The sequence below is a fragment of the Vibrio intestinalis genome, from assembly GCF_025195085.2.
GTDB classification, from domain to species: domain Bacteria; phylum Pseudomonadota; class Gammaproteobacteria; order Enterobacterales; family Vibrionaceae; genus Vibrio; species Vibrio intestinalis.
This window is the reverse complement of record NZ_JANAVY020000018.1, coordinates 15850-33419: the sequence shown is the minus strand read 5'-3', so window position 1 is coordinate 33419 and position 17570 is coordinate 15850. Positions and strand designations below refer to the sequence as shown.

At 45.2% G+C, this 17570-nt stretch carries 15 protein-coding genes; 9 read left to right on the top strand and 6 right to left on the bottom strand.

Translation table 11 applies throughout. The features are described 5' to 3' along the window. Positions 1-108: 108 nt before the first annotated feature. Positions 109-903: an EAL domain-containing protein gene (locus MU515_RS17570; RefSeq protein WP_260261688.1), complete on the top strand. Its 795-nt coding sequence runs from the start codon at positions 109-111 to the stop codon at positions 901-903. A gap of 158 nt (positions 904-1061) precedes the next feature. On the opposite strand, the gene MU515_RS17565 is transcribed toward MU515_RS17570, so the two are convergent. Then, positions 1062-1421, bottom strand: a complete 360-nt coding sequence (locus MU515_RS17565; protein ID WP_260261687.1) for a hypothetical protein — start codon at positions 1419-1421, stop codon at positions 1062-1064. 410 nt (positions 1422-1831) lie between these two features. On the opposite strand from MU515_RS17565, the gene dcuC reads away from it, so the two are divergent. Continuing rightward, on the top strand, positions 1832-3199 hold the full coding sequence (gene dcuC / locus MU515_RS17560) for an anaerobic C4-dicarboxylate transporter DcuC (RefSeq protein WP_260261686.1): 1368 nt from the start codon (positions 1832-1834) through the stop codon (positions 3197-3199). A gap of 94 nt (positions 3200-3293) precedes the next feature. On the opposite strand, the gene MU515_RS17555 is transcribed toward dcuC, so the two are convergent. Together MU515_RS17555 and narQ are read right to left on the bottom strand one after the other, a co-directional pair. Then, positions 3294-3926, bottom strand: coding sequence for a response regulator (locus MU515_RS17555; RefSeq protein ID WP_260261685.1), 633 nt, complete (start codon positions 3924-3926; stop codon positions 3294-3296). Beyond that, on the bottom strand, positions 3913-5640 hold the full coding sequence (gene narQ, locus MU515_RS17550; RefSeq protein WP_260261684.1) for a nitrate/nitrite two-component system sensor histidine kinase NarQ: 1728 nt from the start codon (positions 5638-5640) through the stop codon (positions 3913-3915). The genes MU515_RS17555 and narQ overlap by 14 nt, the downstream gene beginning before the upstream one ends. A 203-nt stretch (positions 5641-5843) precedes the next feature. Between narQ and napF the strand changes: the two genes are divergently transcribed. The 7 genes from napF to MU515_RS17515 all read left to right on the top strand — a co-directional run bounded on the left by napF (position 5844) and on the right by MU515_RS17515 (position 11626). Then, a complete protein-coding gene (gene napF / locus MU515_RS17545) occupies positions 5844-6335 on the top strand; it encodes a ferredoxin-type protein NapF (RefSeq protein ID WP_260261683.1) in 492 nt (163 codons plus the stop codon). Positions 6336-6357: 22 nt separating this feature from the next. After that, positions 6358-6663: a chaperone NapD gene (locus tag MU515_RS17540; RefSeq protein ID WP_260261682.1), complete on the top strand. Its 306-nt coding sequence runs from the start codon at positions 6358-6360 to the stop codon at positions 6661-6663. Next, entirely contained in the window at positions 6660-9149 is a 2490-nt protein-coding gene (gene napA / locus MU515_RS17535; protein WP_260261681.1) for a periplasmic nitrate reductase subunit alpha, read from the top strand. Before MU515_RS17540 ends, napA begins: the two co-directional genes overlap by 4 nt. 76 nt (positions 9150-9225) lie before the next feature. Continuing rightward, positions 9226-9690, top strand: coding sequence for a nitrate reductase cytochrome c-type subunit (locus tag MU515_RS17530; RefSeq protein ID WP_260261680.1), 465 nt, complete (start codon positions 9226-9228; stop codon positions 9688-9690). Between the two features lie 25 nt (positions 9691-9715). Further along, entirely contained in the window at positions 9716-10294 is a 579-nt protein-coding gene (locus MU515_RS17525) for a NapC/NirT family cytochrome c (RefSeq protein WP_260261679.1), read from the top strand. Positions 10295-10305: 11 nt separating this feature from the next. Next, the gene (locus MU515_RS17520; protein WP_260261678.1) at positions 10306-10443 is read left to right on the top strand and encodes a TIGR02808 family protein; all 138 of its coding nucleotides are present in this window, start codon (positions 10306-10308) and stop codon (positions 10441-10443) included. A 244-nt stretch (positions 10444-10687) separates the two neighbouring features. Continuing rightward, positions 10688-11626, top strand: a complete 939-nt coding sequence (locus MU515_RS17515) for a hypothetical protein (protein ID WP_260261677.1) — start codon at positions 10688-10690, stop codon at positions 11624-11626. Positions 11627-11676: 50 nt separating this feature from the next. Here MU515_RS17515 and MU515_RS17510 read toward each other — a convergent pair whose 3' ends face one another. The 3 genes from MU515_RS17510 to MU515_RS17500 are packed head-to-tail and all read right to left on the bottom strand — an operon-like array spanning position 11677 to position 17336. Beyond that, on the bottom strand, positions 11677-13176 hold the full coding sequence (locus tag MU515_RS17510; RefSeq protein ID WP_260261676.1) for an efflux transporter outer membrane subunit: 1500 nt from the start codon (positions 13174-13176) through the stop codon (positions 11677-11679). Beyond that, positions 13173-16244, bottom strand: coding sequence for an efflux RND transporter permease subunit (locus MU515_RS17505; RefSeq protein WP_260261675.1), 3072 nt, complete (start codon positions 16242-16244; stop codon positions 13173-13175). The genes MU515_RS17510 and MU515_RS17505 overlap by 4 nt, the downstream gene beginning before the upstream one ends. Positions 16245-16253: 9 nt before the next feature. Then, positions 16254-17336 (bottom strand): efflux RND transporter periplasmic adaptor subunit, encoded by a 1083-nt coding sequence (locus tag MU515_RS17500; RefSeq protein WP_260261674.1) that lies wholly within the window; start codon positions 17334-17336, stop codon positions 16254-16256. Between the last annotated feature and the right edge of the window lie 234 nt (positions 17337-17570).

Genomic DNA, 17570 nt, shown 5'->3' with positions numbered 1-17570 from the left:
AATAGCTTAATCGAACTTTATTCGTTGACAAAATAATGTCATTGTCAATAAGATGACATACAGGTTGCACTATCCCATGCGGATTATATTAGGAAGGCACAACAAGCGATGATTCTGTCCAGCAAAACTCAGTTCCAGAAATGCGTCTCAGTAACGCGCGAGCAGCAGTTTGTGGCGAGTTATAAAGGCTTAGACCTTCGCAGTGTTTACCAACCAATATTTGACAACCAGAACTCTGTCGTCGGCGTGGAAGCGCTGGTACGTATCTGTAACGAGAAAAAGCAAAACATCCGTCCTGACTTGTTTTTTGACTCTCCAGACGTCACTCTCGAAGATAAAATCAACGTCGAGCGACTCAGCCGCGTTATTCATATTCGCAATTTTTCCAACTCCAAATACCGCAAGCTCAATCTGTTTTTAAACGTGCTACCAAGCGCGGGAGAATTCTTCGCCCTTGAAGATTTAAAAGACGGATTGCTGTCTCGCCGACTGAAAGATCTCAGCATCGAAAATACGCAGATTGTGATGGAGGTTGTCGAGTTAGACTCGCGCAACGAAAAGTGCTTGCAGCATGCAATGAATCGTCTGGCGCAGCATGGCTTTAATATCGCGATTGATGACTATGGCATGCAGGCTTCAACCCGTGAGCGTGTCGAGTTATTAAAACCCGCGATTATCAAAATCGATCGTAAGCTACTACTCGACTATATGGATGGTGATGAGCAACCAATCCTTGAAGGCATTAAGCTAGCGCGCGAGTTCCGCGCTCGGATCGTCGTTGAAGGTATTGAGACTAAAGAGCAGCACCAAGCAATGAAACGCTTAGATATAGACATGTTTCAGGGCTATTACCTTGCCACGCCGAAGCCTATCTCACCGCTGCAGTTAGAAAAAATCGGTTAAGCTTGTAACGATTGTATTTACAATCACTTATTAATTCCCACTTTACGCTACGTTAAGTGGAGAACAACTCTTAAATCAGCGTGCAACACTATAGCCGAAGTGCTAAACGTCGGGAACCCTTATTAAACGCTAGTTAGGCGCGTAATAGTAAGTACTATTTACCAAGATAATTGCTGCTTAGATGCTTTTAAATTTTCTTTATACATCATTTCAATCATTTGATAAGTACACATATCGACAGTACCACAGTAATCATGGATCGCTCGATCTAGAATGCTACGATCTTTAACCTGACTTAACCGTTTAAAAGCTTCGAGATTCTCTTTCTCCATCATTCGCAACATAGTTTCTTGACACATATCTACTGTCTGACAATAGTCCTTCTTAACCCTGTCCTGAATATAAGTAATAACCGCATTCTTTTGAACTTCCGTACCATCAAATTCTAGAGGATGTATAAAACCAGCATTAGCACCAAAAGACATACACAAGATTGAAACCATCAATAGTTTTTTCATTACTGCAATTCTTCTCTACTGCACATTTAATATTGGCTGCAATTATACAAGACAGCGTTCAAGTTCAACAATGGAAATAGCGTTGAAAAGTGAGATAGGTACATAACGCTGTTGTTATGGGGTCTTGCCTGCGCCTAACACCTACGTTTTTTTAATGAGTTTTCCGATTGTCGTGACTTGCTATCTATAGATTTCACAACTTCTAAATACCCGCACATTTTCAGTGCATATCACCAGTTATATACGAATAAAACAGCACGCGTCTCTCTTTGATATATATATTTACATTTATTGTTTTAGATCATGAGTTGCGCAACTTTCGCTCGTGCTACAAGCCCTTCTTTTGTAGATTTACGTTCATAGTTTGATACAAATTCTTTCATAATTATACTTATCTACAGAGGTCCTATATGCTGGAGCTACTCATTGGTTTAGCTGTTACCATCGCGGTCGGCTATTTCATCGTTAAAAGCTACAAACCTGCTGGCGTTCTTCTAACCGCCGGTTTATTACTATTGCTTCTTACTGGCTTACTTGGCCACGACGTGTTGCCTTCAAAAGTAGCGTCTACAGGTAACATGTTTACCGACGCACTAGAGTATGTGAAATACATGCTTCAATACCGTGGCGGCGGCCTTGGTATGCAAATCATGCTTCTTTGTGGTTTTGCTTCTTACATGACGCACATCGGTGCAAATAACGTAGTAGTAAAGCAGTTCTCTAAGCCTCTATCTTTCATCAAATCACCTTACATCCTTTTAGTTGCAGCGTATATCGTGGCATGTTTGATGTCTTTGGCAGTGAGCTCAGCAACCGGTCTTGGTGTGCTATTGATGGCAACGCTATTCCCTATGATGACAGCAATGGGCATCTCTCGCCCTGCAGCCGTTGCTGTGTGTGCGTCTCCAGCAGCAATCATCTTGTCACCAACTTCAGGTGACGTTGTTATCGCAGCAGAAAAATCTAACATGGCACTGGATGTGTTTGCAGTTCAAACCGTATTGCCAGTATCAATTTGTGCAATCATTGTAATGTCTGCCGCTGCGTTCTTCTGGAACAAATACCTTGATAAGAAAGACAACACGCCAATGGAACGTATCGACGTTTCTGAAATTGAAGTAAACGCGCCAGCTTACTACGCTGCACTGCCTTTCCTTCCAATTTTCGGTGTATTCCTATTTAACGGTCGTACAATCCCTGGCCTATCGCTAGATATCTACACCATCGTTGTTCTGTCAATCTTCGTCGGTGCTTTGGTCGATTTCGCAACCAAACGCTTCAACGGTAAAAAGACACTAGAAGATCTAGAATCTTGCTACGCTGGTATGGCTGACGCATTCAAAGGCGTGGTAATGCTATTAGTAGCAGCTGGTGTATTCGCTCAAGGTCTAATGTCAATTGGCGCTATCGATAACCTACTTCACCTAGCTGAAACAGCAGGCGCTGGCGGTATCGCACTGATGCTTATCCTGACTATCCTTACTGTCGCAGCAGCGATTGCGACGGGTTCTGGTAACGCGCCTTTCTACGCGTTCGTTGAGCTTGCGCCGTCTCTAGCTGCTAAGATGGGTCTAAACCCTGCGTTCCTAATCATCCCTATGCTACAAGCATCTAACCTAGGTCGTACTGTTTCACCAGTATCAGGCGTGGTTGTTGCGACCTCCGGTATGGGTAAAATCAGCCCATTCGAAGTAGTAAAACGTACTTCTGTACCGTGTCTACTTGGTCTAATTACGGTAATCATCGGTACTATGTTCCTAGTTCCTATGGGTGCATAAGCTATCCGCTAAGATCGAAAAAGGGTGCAAAAGCACCCTTTTTATTTGGCTTAGATTTAATTCTAACCTTCGCACGTTTAAGCAACTATCTCGATTATTTCAGCTCACCAAAACGCTCTAGGTACATTACCGTTGCTGCCGTGCGAGATGGCACTGCTAGCTTCTTCAGCAAGCTCTTCATGTGTACTTTCACGGTAGACTCGGAAATAAACAGGACGTCCGCTATCTGTTTGTTGCGCAGCCCTTTTGCGACTTGTTGTAAAATCTGCATCTCGCGGTCGGTCAAACCATCGAATACATCATCACGATTCTCGCGCTCAGCTAGATAGGTCGCCACCTCTTTGCTGTACGCTTTGTCTCCCGTTAAAGACTTTTTCAACAGGCCAATCAGTTCATCAGGCTCGGTGTCTTTTAACAGATAACCGTCCGCGCCCGCTTTTACTAACGCATCAATATCGGCCGCGCTATCAGATACAGTTAAAATCACAATACTCGCGTCACAGCCATCGGTACGTAACGCGTTTAAAGTATCCAAACCAGACATGCCCTTCATATTGAGATCAAGCAATATCAAATCAGGTTCTACTTCGTGGTTTTTCGCCACCGCATCCGCACCAGAACTCGCCTCTGCGATCACTTCAAACTCATCTTCAAAGCTCAGCAGCTGATTTAATCCGCGTCTCATCAGTGGATGGTCATCCACCAGCATTACTCTACATTGTGTCAATGTCACCATCCTTTACTCTCGGATACGTTAATTCAATTTCACAGCCTTGATTAAACGCTGTGTTAATCTTTAGTTCACCATTTAAGCGTGATGCTCGCTCGTGCATTATGCTCAATCCGTAGTGATTCACTTTACTGTTATCACCACCCATACCGACACCATCATCTTTCACTGTCACCACCACATGATTGTCGGTTTCAACACAACTGATATCGATATTCTCTGCTTTCGCGTGTTTTATTGCGTTGATTGTCGCTTCTCTAATTAACTGTAGTAGATGAACCTGCTCATGCGCAGCTAACTCTATGGAAGATAGCTCATTTTTTAATGAAATCGTGGCATCGGTCTGATCATCTAGTTGCTCTAACATTTCATTCAATGCATTACCAAAGCTGCCCTGCTTAATTGAAAGACGAAATGTAGTGAGCAACTCTCTCAGCTGCACATAAGCATCGCCAAGGCCGGTATCAAGCTCAGCAATCACCGCATTGACCTGACTACTCTGCTCAGAGTGCGGTACTTTACCCATCGAACGTTTGAGTAGAGATACTTGGATCTTCAAATAAGACAATGATTGCGCGAGGGAATCATGCAGCTCACGAGCGATAGTCGCTCGCTCTTCCAAAAGCAGTAGTTGCTCGGATTGTCGCTGCGCCTGATTGTAATAAACGGCGCGCGATAAAATTCTAACGAAGTTATCTATTAAAGCCTGATCTGGGCAAGGTAAACGCCAGTTCCAATACAGTGTGCCTAAATCTACGTTATCAAGCGTTAATACCTGACTTTGTAAATTGTTATCAGATACCTCACCTTTCTCGATTACCCACGGTTTTTCAGCGGCATTAGAGTTCGCCTCTAAACGAACCGCAACAATACCTTCGATACTGACGATGTAATCTAAAATCGCATCAAAGTTTTCTGCGGTAATACGAGAGGCTGTCAGCTCACTTGATGATTTATATAAGACTTCGAGCGACTGGTTTGCGTGGGTCAGTTTATGGGTTTTCTCGTTAACCGCTTGTTCTAGCCCTCGATACATCTGACCAAGTTGTTTCGCGGTGCTGTTAAACGCTTGGGTTAAAATGCCCATCTCGTTATCTGACACTACGTTTAACTCTACATCGAATGAGCGCGAACGAATTTGCTCACTGGCTAAAACCAAAGCCCTAAGTGGGTTTACTACCTCTCGGCGTACAAACAGCACGACGAAAATACTCACCAGTAAAACGCCTCCTAAACCAACACCACCGACTAAGGCTAAATCTCTCAGTTTCTGCTCTGAGTAATTTTGCAATTTGAATACGAAGGCATCGATTTGCGAAACGAAGTGAGGTACTAGCGTGAGGTACTCTTGGCGGTCTTCACTCTCAAGAACTTGTTTTAGCTCATGCCAACGAGCTATTATTTGGTAGTAGTCATGAGTGATGTCATCAGGCACATCCCAATCTTGCAGTGCTTTCATCGAAGGCGAGTAGATGGATTGCTCAAATAAGAAAATATGTGAAGAGTAATCAACCGATTTAGCTTGTATGTCATTGGCTAGTCGATAGCTCTGCATACGCATTGAACCGGCAACGTTCACCGCTTCGGCATCATTTAGACTTGATGCAAGCGCCACAATTGCATAACCAATCGTTATGATAGATAGCAACACGATCAATGCCATTGCGCGCGCAATCGTACCAATTACTGACTTTTTCGCTCTTTTAAACAAGCCTACCTCACGGTTCAAACAGAAATTTGTTTAGGGTTAATACGTTAACCCGTTTATCAATATGTGATCAAATCCAAGCTAATTAATTGATCTGAGACAAGAGTGCATTTCAATTACCCCCTTAGAGGTATTTATACAAATGTGTCAAAAACTACAATTTATTTATTGATAAATGACACTTTGTTAACGGGAAATGTGACTGAATGGTCGATCTGTCAAAACGACGCTTGTTTAGCCGCAAAGTGGTACACGACGAAACGGTACGTCTACCTTGGTTAACCAACCCTGCAGCCTTCACCGATTTATGTACTCAGTGTGGCGCCTGCATTAAGTCTTGTGAAACCAACATCATTGTTAAAGGTGATGGCGGATTTCCTCAGGTCGATTTTACCCGCGATGAATGCACCTTCTGTTATGCCTGTGCCGAAGTTTGCCCCGAGCCTCTGTTTGAGCAACAAACAGCAACGCCTTGGCAAGCCAAAGCAGACATTAGCGATAGCTGCCTCGCCCACAGCAATGTGGAGTGTAGAGCGTGCAGCGATATGTGCGACTCACTCGCGATCCAATTTCAATTGGAAATTGGCAAAGTCGCCCAACCTAAACTCAATACTGAGCAATGCAACGGCTGTGGCGCGTGTGTCGCCGTTTGTCCGACTTCATCTATCAATGTGAGCCATCAAACCGCCAATCATTAAGCGGTCAATACGAGAATAATAAATGTCGTTAAACGAAGTACACATCTCGAGTTTAGTCGTTCATGTCGCCCCTCAGCATCTTGAGGCGATTAAAGCGCAAATTACATTATTCGACAATGCCGAAATTTATGGCGATAGCCCTGAAGGCAAGGTTGTTGTAGTGCTTGAAACCGAAAACCAAGGTTTCATCACCGATACGATTGAAGCCATCAACAACCTGCCTAACGTGCTGAGCACGGTATTGGTCTATCACCAAATCGAATCTGGTCTCAACGATGTTGAGCCAAACACTGGAAAACAACAATCCCAACTAGAGGATGAAGCATGAAAATGACAAGACGTGCGTTTGTTAAAGCAAACGCAGCGGCATCAGCTGCCGCAGTCGCAGGTATTACACTACCCGCTTCTGCGACTAACCTGATTGCTAGCTCGGACAAAACCAAAATTACCTGGGACAAAGCACCTTGTCGTTTCTGTGGTACAGGATGCTCAGTTCTAGTTGGGACACAAAATGGTAAAGTGGTTGCCACACAAGGTGACCCAGAAGCGCCAGTAAACAAAGGCCTGAACTGTATTAAAGGTTATTTCCTTTCTAAGATCATGTACGGTGAAGACCGTCTGACTCAGCCACTACTGCGTATGAAAGACGGCAAATTTCACAAAGATGGTGAGTTTGCACCAGTCTCTTGGGATACCGCTTTCGATGTCATGGCTGAAAAGTGGAAACACGCACTGAAGAAACAAGGCCCGACAGGGGTTGGTATGTTTGGTTCAGGCCAATGGACAGTGATGGAAGGCTACGCCGCAGCGAAGATGATGAAAGCGGGCTTCCGCTCTAACAACATCGACCCTAATGCCCGTCACTGTATGGCTTCGGCTGTAGGCGCATTCATGCGTAGCTTCGGTATTGATGAACCAATGGGTTGTTATGATGACTTCGAAAACGCGGATTCGTTCGTACTTTGGGGTTCAAACATGGCTGAAATGCACCCAGTACTTTGGACACGTATCACTGACCGCCGTTTAAGTCACCCTCATGTAAAAGTGAACGTGCTTTCTACCTACTACCACCGCTCATTTGAGTTAGCAGATAAAGGCTACATCTTCGAGCCTCAGACTGACTTGGCCATCGCTAACTTCATCGCGAATTACATCATTGAAAATGACGCGGTGAACTGGGATTTCGTTAATAAGCACACTAACTTCAAACAAGCCGAAACTGATATTGGTTATGGCCTGCGTGATGACGACCCACTTCAACAAGCAGCAGCCCACCCTAACTCAGGTAAAATGACTTCAATTAACTTTGAAGAGTACAAGAAGTCAGTTGCGCCTTACACCGCTGAAAAGGCCTCTGAAATGTCAGGTGTTGAAGTTGAAAAACTGATTGAGCTAGCTAAGCAATACGCCGATCCAAACACCAAGGTGATGTCTCTTTGGACAATGGGTATGAACCAGCACACTCGCGGTGTATGGATGAACAGCCTGATTTACAACATTCACCTACTAACAGGTAAAATTGCGACTCCGGGTAACAGCCCATTCTCACTAACAGGCCAACCATCAGCATGTGGTACTGCGCGTGAAGTAGGTACATTCTCACACCGTCTGCCAGCAGATATGGTTGTTGCCAACCCTAAACACCGCAAGATTGCCGAAGGTATCTGGAATATTCCTGACGGTGTTATCCCTCCGAAGCCAGGCTTCCACGCTGTTGTTCAAGACCGAAAACTGCGTGACGGTAAACTGAACGCTTACTGGGTAATGTGTAACAACAACATGCAAGCTGGCCCAAACATCAACAACGAACGTTTGCCGGGCTACCGCAACCCTGAAAACTTCATTGTATGTTCTGACCCATACCCAACCGCTACCGCACAAGCCGCTGACCTAGTGCTTCCTACCGCAATGTGGATTGAGAAAGAAGGTGCTTACGGTAATGCTGAGCGTCGTACTCAAGCGTGGTATCAACAAGTTGAAACCGTGGGCGAAGCGAAATCAGACCTTTGGCAGGTAATGGAATTCTCGAAACGCTTCAAGATGGAAGAAGTGTGGACTGAAGAACAGCTTGCTCTAGCGCCACAGTACCGTGGTAAAACCATGTACGACATGCTATTTGCTAACGGCACTATCGATAAGTTCCCAATTGAGGAAGCTCGCGATCTTAACGACGATGCACACCACTTTGGCTACTACGTGCAAAAAGGTCTGTTCGAAGAATACGCGCAATTTGGTCGCGGCCATGGCCACGATTTAGCGCCGTATGATCGCTACCACGAAGTGCGCGGCTTACGCTGGCCAGTGGTCGATGGCAAAGAAACACTATGGCGTTACAAAGAAGGCTCAGATCCGTATGCCAAAGCAGGCTCTGACTGGGATTTCTATGGTAAGCCAGATGGTAAAGCATGGATTATTTCAGCACCTTACGAAGCGCCACCAGAACTGCCAGACTCTGAGTTTGATATGTGGTTATGTACCGGCCGTGTTCTTGAGCACTGGCACACCGGCACAATGACACGTCGTGTACCTGAACTGTACAAAGCAGTACCTGATGCAGTCTGCTACATGCACCCAGACGATGCTAAGAAACGTAACGTTCGTCGTGGTGAAGAAGTTCTAATTTCTAACAAGCGCGGTGAAGTTCGCGTTCGTGTAGAAACCCGTGGCCGTAACCGTCCACCACAAGGCTTGGTGTTCGTGCCGTTTTTCGACGCACGCATTCTAATTAACAAACTGATTCTTGATGCAACCGATCCGCTGTCTAAGCAGACCGACTTCAAGAAGTGTCCAGTGAAGATTACAAAAGTCGCATAGAGCGATATGAATGCGAGCCCTGCCCTCCACTGGGTGGGGCTACACCGGAAGTAAGCCATTAGGCGGAGAATTAGCAATGAAAAAAATCATCCTCGCACTGTTATCTATCAGTGCCCTTAGTTTAGCCAGTGTGACCGTTGCACAAGTTGAGCTTGAAAACCCAGGCGGTATCGGTGGCCTTGAGTCACTTCGTGGTGCAAGCGAGTTAGAAGATACTCGTGCAGCCGACGAGTTCAAAAAGTACCCTCGCGAGCACGAAGTGGACAGCAGCTACGTTTATCAGCCACCGTTAATTCCTCATAACATTCGTAGTTACGAAGTGTCGCTCAATGCGAACAAGTGTTTGGCTTGTCATAGCTGGAAAAACGCGAAAGAGATGAATGCCACTAAGATCAGTGTGACTCACTACGTAAACCGTGAAGACGCTGTGCTGGCAGATATGTCACCACGCCGTTACTTCTGTTTGCAATGCCACGTTCCACAAGCGGATGCAAAACCTTTAATTAAAAATGACTTTGAAAGCGTCGATTCTCTTCATTGATCGTATAAAGTAAAAGAGGCGATTTATGAAACTACTAAAAACATTTTGGAAACGATTGATTAGCCCAAGCAAGGCAGCCGTTGGTGTTGTTTTATTCATGGGTTTCTCAGGCGGTTTATTGTTTTGGGGCGCATTCAACACCGGTATGGAAGCGACCAACACGGAAGAGTTTTGCTCTGGCTGTCACGCACCTATCGTTGCAGAAATCCAAGAAACGATTCACTACTCTAACCGCTCTGGTGTTCGAGCCATCTGTTCAGATTGTCACGTACCCCATGAATGGACAGATAAGATCGTTCGTAAAGTTCAAGCGTCAAAAGAGCTATTCGCTCACTACGTATTGAAAACTATCGACACCCCAGAAAAATTCCAAGAACGTCGAGCACACCTTGCCGAACGTGAATGGTCGAGACTGAAAAAGAACGACTCGTTAGAGTGTCGTAACTGCCACCAGTTTGACTACATGGATTTTTCTGAACAGAGTGAACGCAGTGCCAAACAGCACTCTACAGCGCTTGCGAATGGCGACAAGACTTGTGTAGATTGCCACAAAGGTATTGCTCACAAACTGCCAGACATGCATGGCGTTGAAGGCTGGCAATAGGAGAAAGCTAAATGAGTACATTAGAGTCAGTGATTTGGCATATCTTAGGCTACAGCGCAATGCCGTTTATCATCCTTTCAGGCTTCGCGGTTGTTGCAGCGATCTGCCTTTGGATATTGTCGCTCGGCAAAGATAAACACGTAGAGTAAAACAGACACTCCCTTCTTTCACCGGAAGGGAGTTTTACTAAACATTAACAATATCAATAACTAAACCATGATCCAGCGCATCTATCAATGGGTCATTATCGCAATCTTTCACCCCCTATATGCACATCATTTAATACCGATCGCAATTACTACCACAGTTACAACTCTTCCATCGTCTCAATGATCAAACACTTCCAAAATGGAGTGGCACTGATGCACTTCGATTGTTTTTTTGGAGGTTTACATGAAGTTAAAAGCTCTTTTGGTGGCTGCTATTGCTAGCGTATCCTTTACTGCGCTTGCCCAACCCACGCTGAACTTTATTGACGCCCAACAGGCGGCAGTAGAGCTAAGTAAAAATGATGATTTTATGGTTCGTCTTAGCCAATTTGATATGGAAGCAAGGATGAAAACCATCGATCACGTATCGAAGCCGGAATTTAAGCGCTTCATTCGTCAAAACACCCTTGATTGGACCGAACAAGATAAAGCCTACGTAAACCAAGCTTATGCGGAGCTACAAACAGAGCTAAACAAGTACCCGCTCAACTTACCTGCGCAAATCAAAATGATTCTGACCACTGGCGCTGAAGAAGGCACTGCGGCCTACACTCGCGGTACATCGATTATTCTTCAACGCGACAAATTAACACTCGGCCGCGAGCTTAAGCGCATCATTGCTCATGAAATCTTCCACCTATACACCCGTCATAACCCTGTTAAGAAAGACGAAATGTATAACGCGATCGGATTTAAATATGACGGTGAAATTGAGTTTCCTGATGATCTAGAAGATAGAAAGATCACTAACCCTGATGCCCCAGTCAACGACTACTCTATTTTCATCTCACACAATCAGCAGCCTATCTGGGCGATGCCAATTCTGTACTCAGTATCTGAAAAGTACGATCTAGAAAAAGGCGGCGAGTTCTTTAATTACCTGCTGTTCAAATTCTTGATTGTTGCGGACGAGCACGGAAACTGGACTTACGATGACGACCACCCAGTTATTGTTGACCCAAGTGAAGTTGAAGGTTTTTACGAGCAAATTGGCTACAACACCAATTACACCATTCATCCAGAAGAAATTTTAGCGGACAACTTTGCGCTGCTTATTCTCAATGTCACTCCAGTAAATTCGCCTGAGCTACTGGAAAAAATGAAGCATATTTTGCTTAACTAATAACAAAACAGCCTCGCATTCTAGCGAGGCTGTTTTCTTTGCAATGCCCGTTAAGGATTTGCCGTCCAGTCACCACCAAGAGCTTTGTATAGCCCAACCGTGACTTGCGCCGTTTGCAGTTTTGCGGCAACTTGTCTGTCTTCAATAATACGACTTTGACGCTGTGCATCCAGCACGGCTAAATGATCAATCAAACCCGCACGATATAATGACTTAGCCTTTTTCACTGCGCCTTGTGAGGCCGTGACTGCTTCTTCGATTCGCGCCTCGTTTTGTTGGCTTCTACCGTAGGCAAATAGCATGGAATCCACTTCCGCTACCGCGGCATTCACCGAGTGCTGATAGCCAAGCGCTGCGCTTTCAAACCTTGCTTGGTTAATATCAACCATCGCTTCACCTCGACCACCGTCAAACACGTTCCAATGTATGCCTGCCGAGCCAACCCATCCAAATGAATCGCTACTAAACAGATCATCGAAGCTACTCGCCGATACCCCCGGCGCTCCGGTTAAGAAAAACTTCGGATAACGGTTTGCGATACTCGCAGCAAGCTCTTGGTTTACTGCCGCCATCTCACGTTCGGCAATTTGAATATCTGGCCTACGAAGCAGCAAATCAGATGGTAGTCCCACAGGAACGACACCTTTGATGCTCGGTAGCCCTTTAGTTTGCGCTAAACGAATATCTACTGCGCTCAAAGGCTCACCCAACAAAGTCGCTAAACGTTGTTTATGCGCTTGTTGAGCGATTTCTAATTGCGGTAAAACCGATTGAGTGGCAGCCAACATGGTTCTTGCTTGAGCAAGGTCTAAATCCGAGCCATAACCACTGCGCACCACCTTTTCAATCAGCTTCATGGTTTTTATTTGGTCATCTAAGTTCGCTTTAACTAATTCAATACGTTGCTCAGCGCCACGATACTGCAGATAGTTATGGACAAGATCAGCACTGATCAGCGTTACTAGTCCATTTTGGTAGATCTCCGCTTGCTCTACGCGAATAGCCGCTGCGTTGGCCTGGTGGTCAATGCGATTGAATAAATCCACCTCCCACGCAATAGACGCACCAACAAAGCCACCATCATGCTCGGCTTCAAGCAAAGTCATATTGCCAATAGATGGAGGTAAGTTTGCCACGCTATCACTGATTGGATTAAGCGCTGGGCCCATTAATGAATCGTTCTTACTCAATTGATAGCTGTAGTAACCCGCTCCAACACTTACCGTAGGGACTTTGAATGATTCAACCACCGACTGATAGCCTTGAGCCATTCTGATGCGCTGCGCGGCCACTTTCAGCGGGATGTTTTTCTGCTGCACATCTTCAATCATAGTATTTAACGTTTCATCTTCGAATTGACGCCACCAATGGTGGCTATCAATCATCTGATTTTCGTTTTCAGTATACAGATAGCTTTCAACTAGCGTTGTCGTTTTAAACGTTTCTGCTTGGTCGTAATCTGGCGCAATAGAGCAACCAGACAAAACGACAACTAACGCAATCGGAGTAAGGCTTAACGCCTTACTAAGCTGTTTCATTTTAATGCTCATTGAATTGCTCCTGTTTCGGGTGCTTTGTATTCGACTTCTTTTAATGGCTGAGGCTCATCTTTGTAGGCCAAACGATAGAGCGCAGGCATAACAAATAGAGACAATACCGTCGCCGCGGCTAAGCCACCAATAATGGTTGCCGCCATTTGGTCGAACAGAAGGTCACTCAGCAGAGGAATCATACCCAACGCTGTAGTTAATGCGCCCATCGATATCGCCATGGTTCTGTTGATGGTTGCGTGTTTGATCGCATCAGAAAGCGTTCGCCCTTGGCTTCGCTCAAGTTCGATTTGGTCCATCAATACAATGCCGTTCTTAATGATCATACCCATCAAGGTAATTGCACCAATGAGCGCCATAAAACCAAACGGTTTTCCAAATCCAAGTAACGCGAACGTTGCACCTGTCGCAGCCAGAGGAATGGTAGACAAGATGATCACTGGTTGTTTAAAGCCATTAAACATAGCAACTAGGATGATCACCATAATCAGCATGGCTTTAGGCAATTGCTTCAGTATGTCTGATACTGCTTTATATTCATCGTAGTATTCACCGCCCCACTCCAATGTGTAGCCTGGTGGCAACTCGATAGCCTCGATTTGATCTTTAATCGCATTACGCACTTTTGCCGGTGTTGTACTGCGCTCAACCCCTGCTTGCGCAGTGATGGTTTTCACTCGGTTACGACGCCAAATCATGCTCTCTTCTGCTGTCAGTCCAAAGCCATCAACAACTTGGCCTAGTGGTACTGAATGAAGCCCTAGCAGAGACTTAACTGGTAAGGTTTCTAAAGAACCCATACTTTGCTCTGTTGCGCGCAGTTGAATTGGAATCAACTCATCATTTAGGTTCATCTGGCCTAGTGGCATACCGTTCGAAGCACGTTTCAGCGCAAAAGCAATGTCTGCTCGGTTAATCCCCGCTCGGCGTGCTTTATCTTGGTTGATAATCGGCTTTAACACTTTGCTTTGCTGGCGCCAATCATCACGCACATACTTAGCATCAGGATGCGTGCGCATAATCGCCTTAGCTTGGTTAGCTAAGTCATGCAGCACCGCTTCATCCGGACCTGAGAATCGTACCTCAACAGAATATTTGTCTGCCGTTGCCAGTTTAAGCGCTCTAAAGCGAGGCTCTGCATCAGCAAAATACTCCGCTACCCATTGGTCACCTCGCTCCACTAAGCTCGAAATTGCATGATAGTCTTTGGTGTTAATTAGAATCTGACCATACGCTGGATCGAGTGGCTCTGGCTCTACTGTTACCGAGAAGCGCGGTACACTTGCACCTACTGAGGTAGAAATACTCTCCACTTCAGGTTGTACTAGTAGCCATTGCTCGATTTTCTTCATATCCGCTGAGGTTTGCTCGATCTTCGCACCATTTGGCAACCAGTAATCAAAAAACACGATTGGTCTATCTGATTGTGGAATGAAGTTAATGGCCACATAAGGCGCTGCAAAGCCTGTCACAACAATAAGAGGAATCAGTGCAAGAAGAGCTCTCTTTGGGTTATCAACCGTCCAGTGAACGCAGCGTTTATAACCAGCCAAACGGTCGTCTGTGCTTTTGGTACTTGGCTTAATGAACAACCAACACATCAGGATGGTGAATGTCATCGCGACGAGCCAAGAAAGCAAGAGTGACGATGCGATAATGTAAAACACTGAGCCAGCAAATTCCGCAGCGTCCGTTTTTGAGAACAGCACTGGGCTCGCACCCATAATAGCGATCACAGTTGCACCAAATAGTGGCAGCGCAGTCTCTTTCACTGATTCAAGTGCGGCTTGAGTACGTTCCACACCTTTGTTGAGTTTCGCAATCATCATATCGGTAATAACAATCGCGTTATCCACCAGCATACCCAAAGCCAAGATAAACGTACCAAGCGATACACGGTGTAAATCGATGCTCGCGACGTTCATATAGATCAACGTAAGCAAAATGGTCAACAACAAGCTTGAACCGACAATCGTCGCGCTCTTAAAGCCCATAAACACCAACAGCACGATAAATACAATGCCGACACTCTCTAGCAAGTTACCAACAAAATCGTCGATGGACTTCTGCACTTCGTCGGGCTGATAAGCCACACTAGAAATCTCTACCCCTAATGGCAAAGTTGCTTGGTACTCAGAGATAATTGTGCGAATAGTATCGCCCAAAGAGACAACATTAATGCCCGGAACTGGGCTAACTGCGAGCGTTACCGATTGCTCACCGTTGTAGCGGTTTTCGGTCATTGCGGGAGTTTGGTAACCCATAGTAACATCAGCAATATCGCCTAAGCGGATAATACCAGTACCAATAGAGCTAACACCGCCTTTGATCATCAAGTTTTCTACATCTTGAATAGATTGCAATTCACTACTTTGATTAACTCGAATTCTTTCCGTGCCAACATCAAACTGACCCGCTTCGAAAGTCATATTTTGATTATTTAGCTGACTCCATACCTGAGCCATTGATAAGCCATATTGAGATAATCGCTCATTGGGGATATCGATAAACACTGTACGTGCTCGTACGCCATGCAGTTCGACTTTCTTGATACCATTGACCGCTTTGATACGGCGCTGTAGCTCTTCCGAATAACGACGCAGCTCATCTGGCTTGGCATCATCGCCATGTACCGCGAAAAGCATGCCGTAAACTTCAGAGAACTCATCCTGAACAATCGAAATCTGCGCGGTTGCTGGTAGCAACAACTTCACATCGTTAACTTTGCGGCGCAATAAATCCCATTGCTGCGGCAATTGTTTAGAGTTGAGGCTTTCTTTGATATCGACGAATACCATCGACATACCTGGGCGAGAAAGCGAGCGTAGTCGATTGAGCTCTGCCATCTCTTGCAGTTTTGTCTCAATCGTATCAGTCACTTGGCTTTCGACCTCTTGCGCCGACGCACCAGGATATAAGGTAACAACTACCGCAGTTTTCACGGTAAAGGTAGGGTCTTCCAGTTTGCCTAAATCAAAATAGGAATAGATGCCCGCAATAATGCTTAGCAGTGTGAAAAATAGTAAGAATGTGCGTTGCTTGATAGCAAATTCAGCAAGTTTGATCATCATTGTTCCTTACTGAGTTCGCACAACGATATTGCCGACTTTGTCGCCATCGGCAAGGTATTGAGAACCACTCACCACGACTAAATCACCGCTTTGCATTTCGCCTTGAACGCAGGCTTGGTAAGCATCAATCGAGCGCAGATCAACTGGCGCAGAAACAATCTTATTATCACGCACTAAGTTGACGTGCATGCTCTGCTTCTCTCCAACTAACGCTGAGTAAGGTACACAGTGATCGTCATTGTCAGAATCTAAAGACGCGCTGACCGATACCACCTTTCCCGGGAACAAGTGCGCATCGCCTTTTTCTAGGGTGTAGGTTACCGTGTAGGTTTGTTTAATTAGATGAGGAATAGGCGCAATTTCAGATACGTTACCTACCAACTCCGTGTTGCCTTGATACCAAGTCACCGCTCCCGTTTGACCCACTTCAAATTCAGTAATTAGGCTCTCAGGAACATCAATATCCACTTCCAATTGCATATCATTTTGCAAAGTAGCAAACGCAACACCTGGGATAACTTGCTCGAACTGCTCGTTGTTAACACTACCGATAACACCATCAAACGGCGCTTTTAACTCGGTGTAAGACAACATATCCTTGGCGCGTTGAATGTTTTTGTTCACCACTTTAATCGCCGCCAAACTGCGCTCGTAACCGCTAATCGCTCGGTCTAGATTAACCGCTGCAATTGCATCGTCGCTAGTGGCTTGTTTAACGCGCTTTAACTCTGCTTTAGCCAGTTTATGGGCTGATTTTGCTTCGAGTAACCTTGCTTCTAACTCTTGTACTGTTACTTGGTAATCATGCGGGTCTAAGGTTGCAATAACTTGCCCTTTCTTAACCATGTCCCCTTTGCTCACCATCACTTGTTCAATAGTGCCGGGAATGCGGAAAGAGAGGTCAGCGCTATCTATAGCACCGATTACGCCACTAAAGTGTTTTGTAGAACGGCTATTTGGATCGGCCAACTCGACGACTTGCACAGTTTTGGCTCTAGGAATCATTGGCTGATTGTCTTGCGCTTGATTACAACCACTGACCAATATAGCCAAAGCTGTAATACAGAAAATTTGATTAGGTGTTTTCATTTCAAATAGCTCCAAAGTAGATGGCGCTATTTTACAATCGAACACCGTTCAAATAATCATCTACTATCGAGACTTACTGTCACAAATTTCATGACAATAAAACTAACCTTATACACTAGAATCGGGGGTTAGATGGAATTTTGTACAATTTGTAGTGACAATGCAGCCTCTGCGGCAAAAACAAACAAACGCCAAAAGTCAATTTATAAATTTTCAACATCCATCACTAATTTC

Bases quoted from the DNA above. Each gene is read 5' to 3' on its own strand.
- MU515_RS17570 (WP_260261688.1), top strand. From the start codon at position 109: ATGATTCTGTCCAGCAAAACTCAGTTCCAGAAATGCGTCTCAGTAACG.
- MU515_RS17565 (WP_260261687.1), bottom strand. From the start codon at position 1,421: ATGAAAAAACTATTGATGGTTTCAATCTTGTGTATGTCTTTTGGTGCT.
- dcuC (WP_260261686.1), top strand. From the start codon at position 1,832: ATGCTGGAGCTACTCATTGGTTTAGCTGTTACCATCGCGGTCGGCTAT.
- napF (WP_260261683.1), top strand. From the start codon at position 5,844: ATGGTCGATCTGTCAAAACGACGCTTGTTTAGCCGCAAAGTGGTACAC.
- MU515_RS17540 (WP_260261682.1), top strand. From the start codon at position 6,358: ATGTCGTTAAACGAAGTACACATCTCGAGTTTAGTCGTTCATGTCGCC.
- napA (WP_260261681.1), top strand. From the start codon at position 6,660: ATGAAAATGACAAGACGTGCGTTTGTTAAAGCAAACGCAGCGGCATCA.
- MU515_RS17530 (WP_260261680.1), top strand. From the start codon at position 9,226: ATGAAAAAAATCATCCTCGCACTGTTATCTATCAGTGCCCTTAGTTTA.
- MU515_RS17525 (WP_260261679.1), top strand. From the start codon at position 9,716: ATGAAACTACTAAAAACATTTTGGAAACGATTGATTAGCCCAAGCAAG.
- MU515_RS17520 (WP_260261678.1), top strand. From the start codon at position 10,306: ATGAGTACATTAGAGTCAGTGATTTGGCATATCTTAGGCTACAGCGCA.
- MU515_RS17515 (WP_260261677.1), top strand. From the start codon at position 10,688: ATGAAGTTAAAAGCTCTTTTGGTGGCTGCTATTGCTAGCGTATCCTTT.
- MU515_RS17510 (WP_260261676.1), bottom strand. From the start codon at position 13,176: ATGAGCATTAAAATGAAACAGCTTAGTAAGGCGTTAAGCCTTACTCCG.
- MU515_RS17505 (WP_260261675.1), bottom strand. From the start codon at position 16,244: ATGATCAAACTTGCTGAATTTGCTATCAAGCAACGCACATTCTTACTA.
- MU515_RS17500 (WP_260261674.1), bottom strand. From the start codon at position 17,336: ATGAAAACACCTAATCAAATTTTCTGTATTACAGCTTTGGCTATATTG.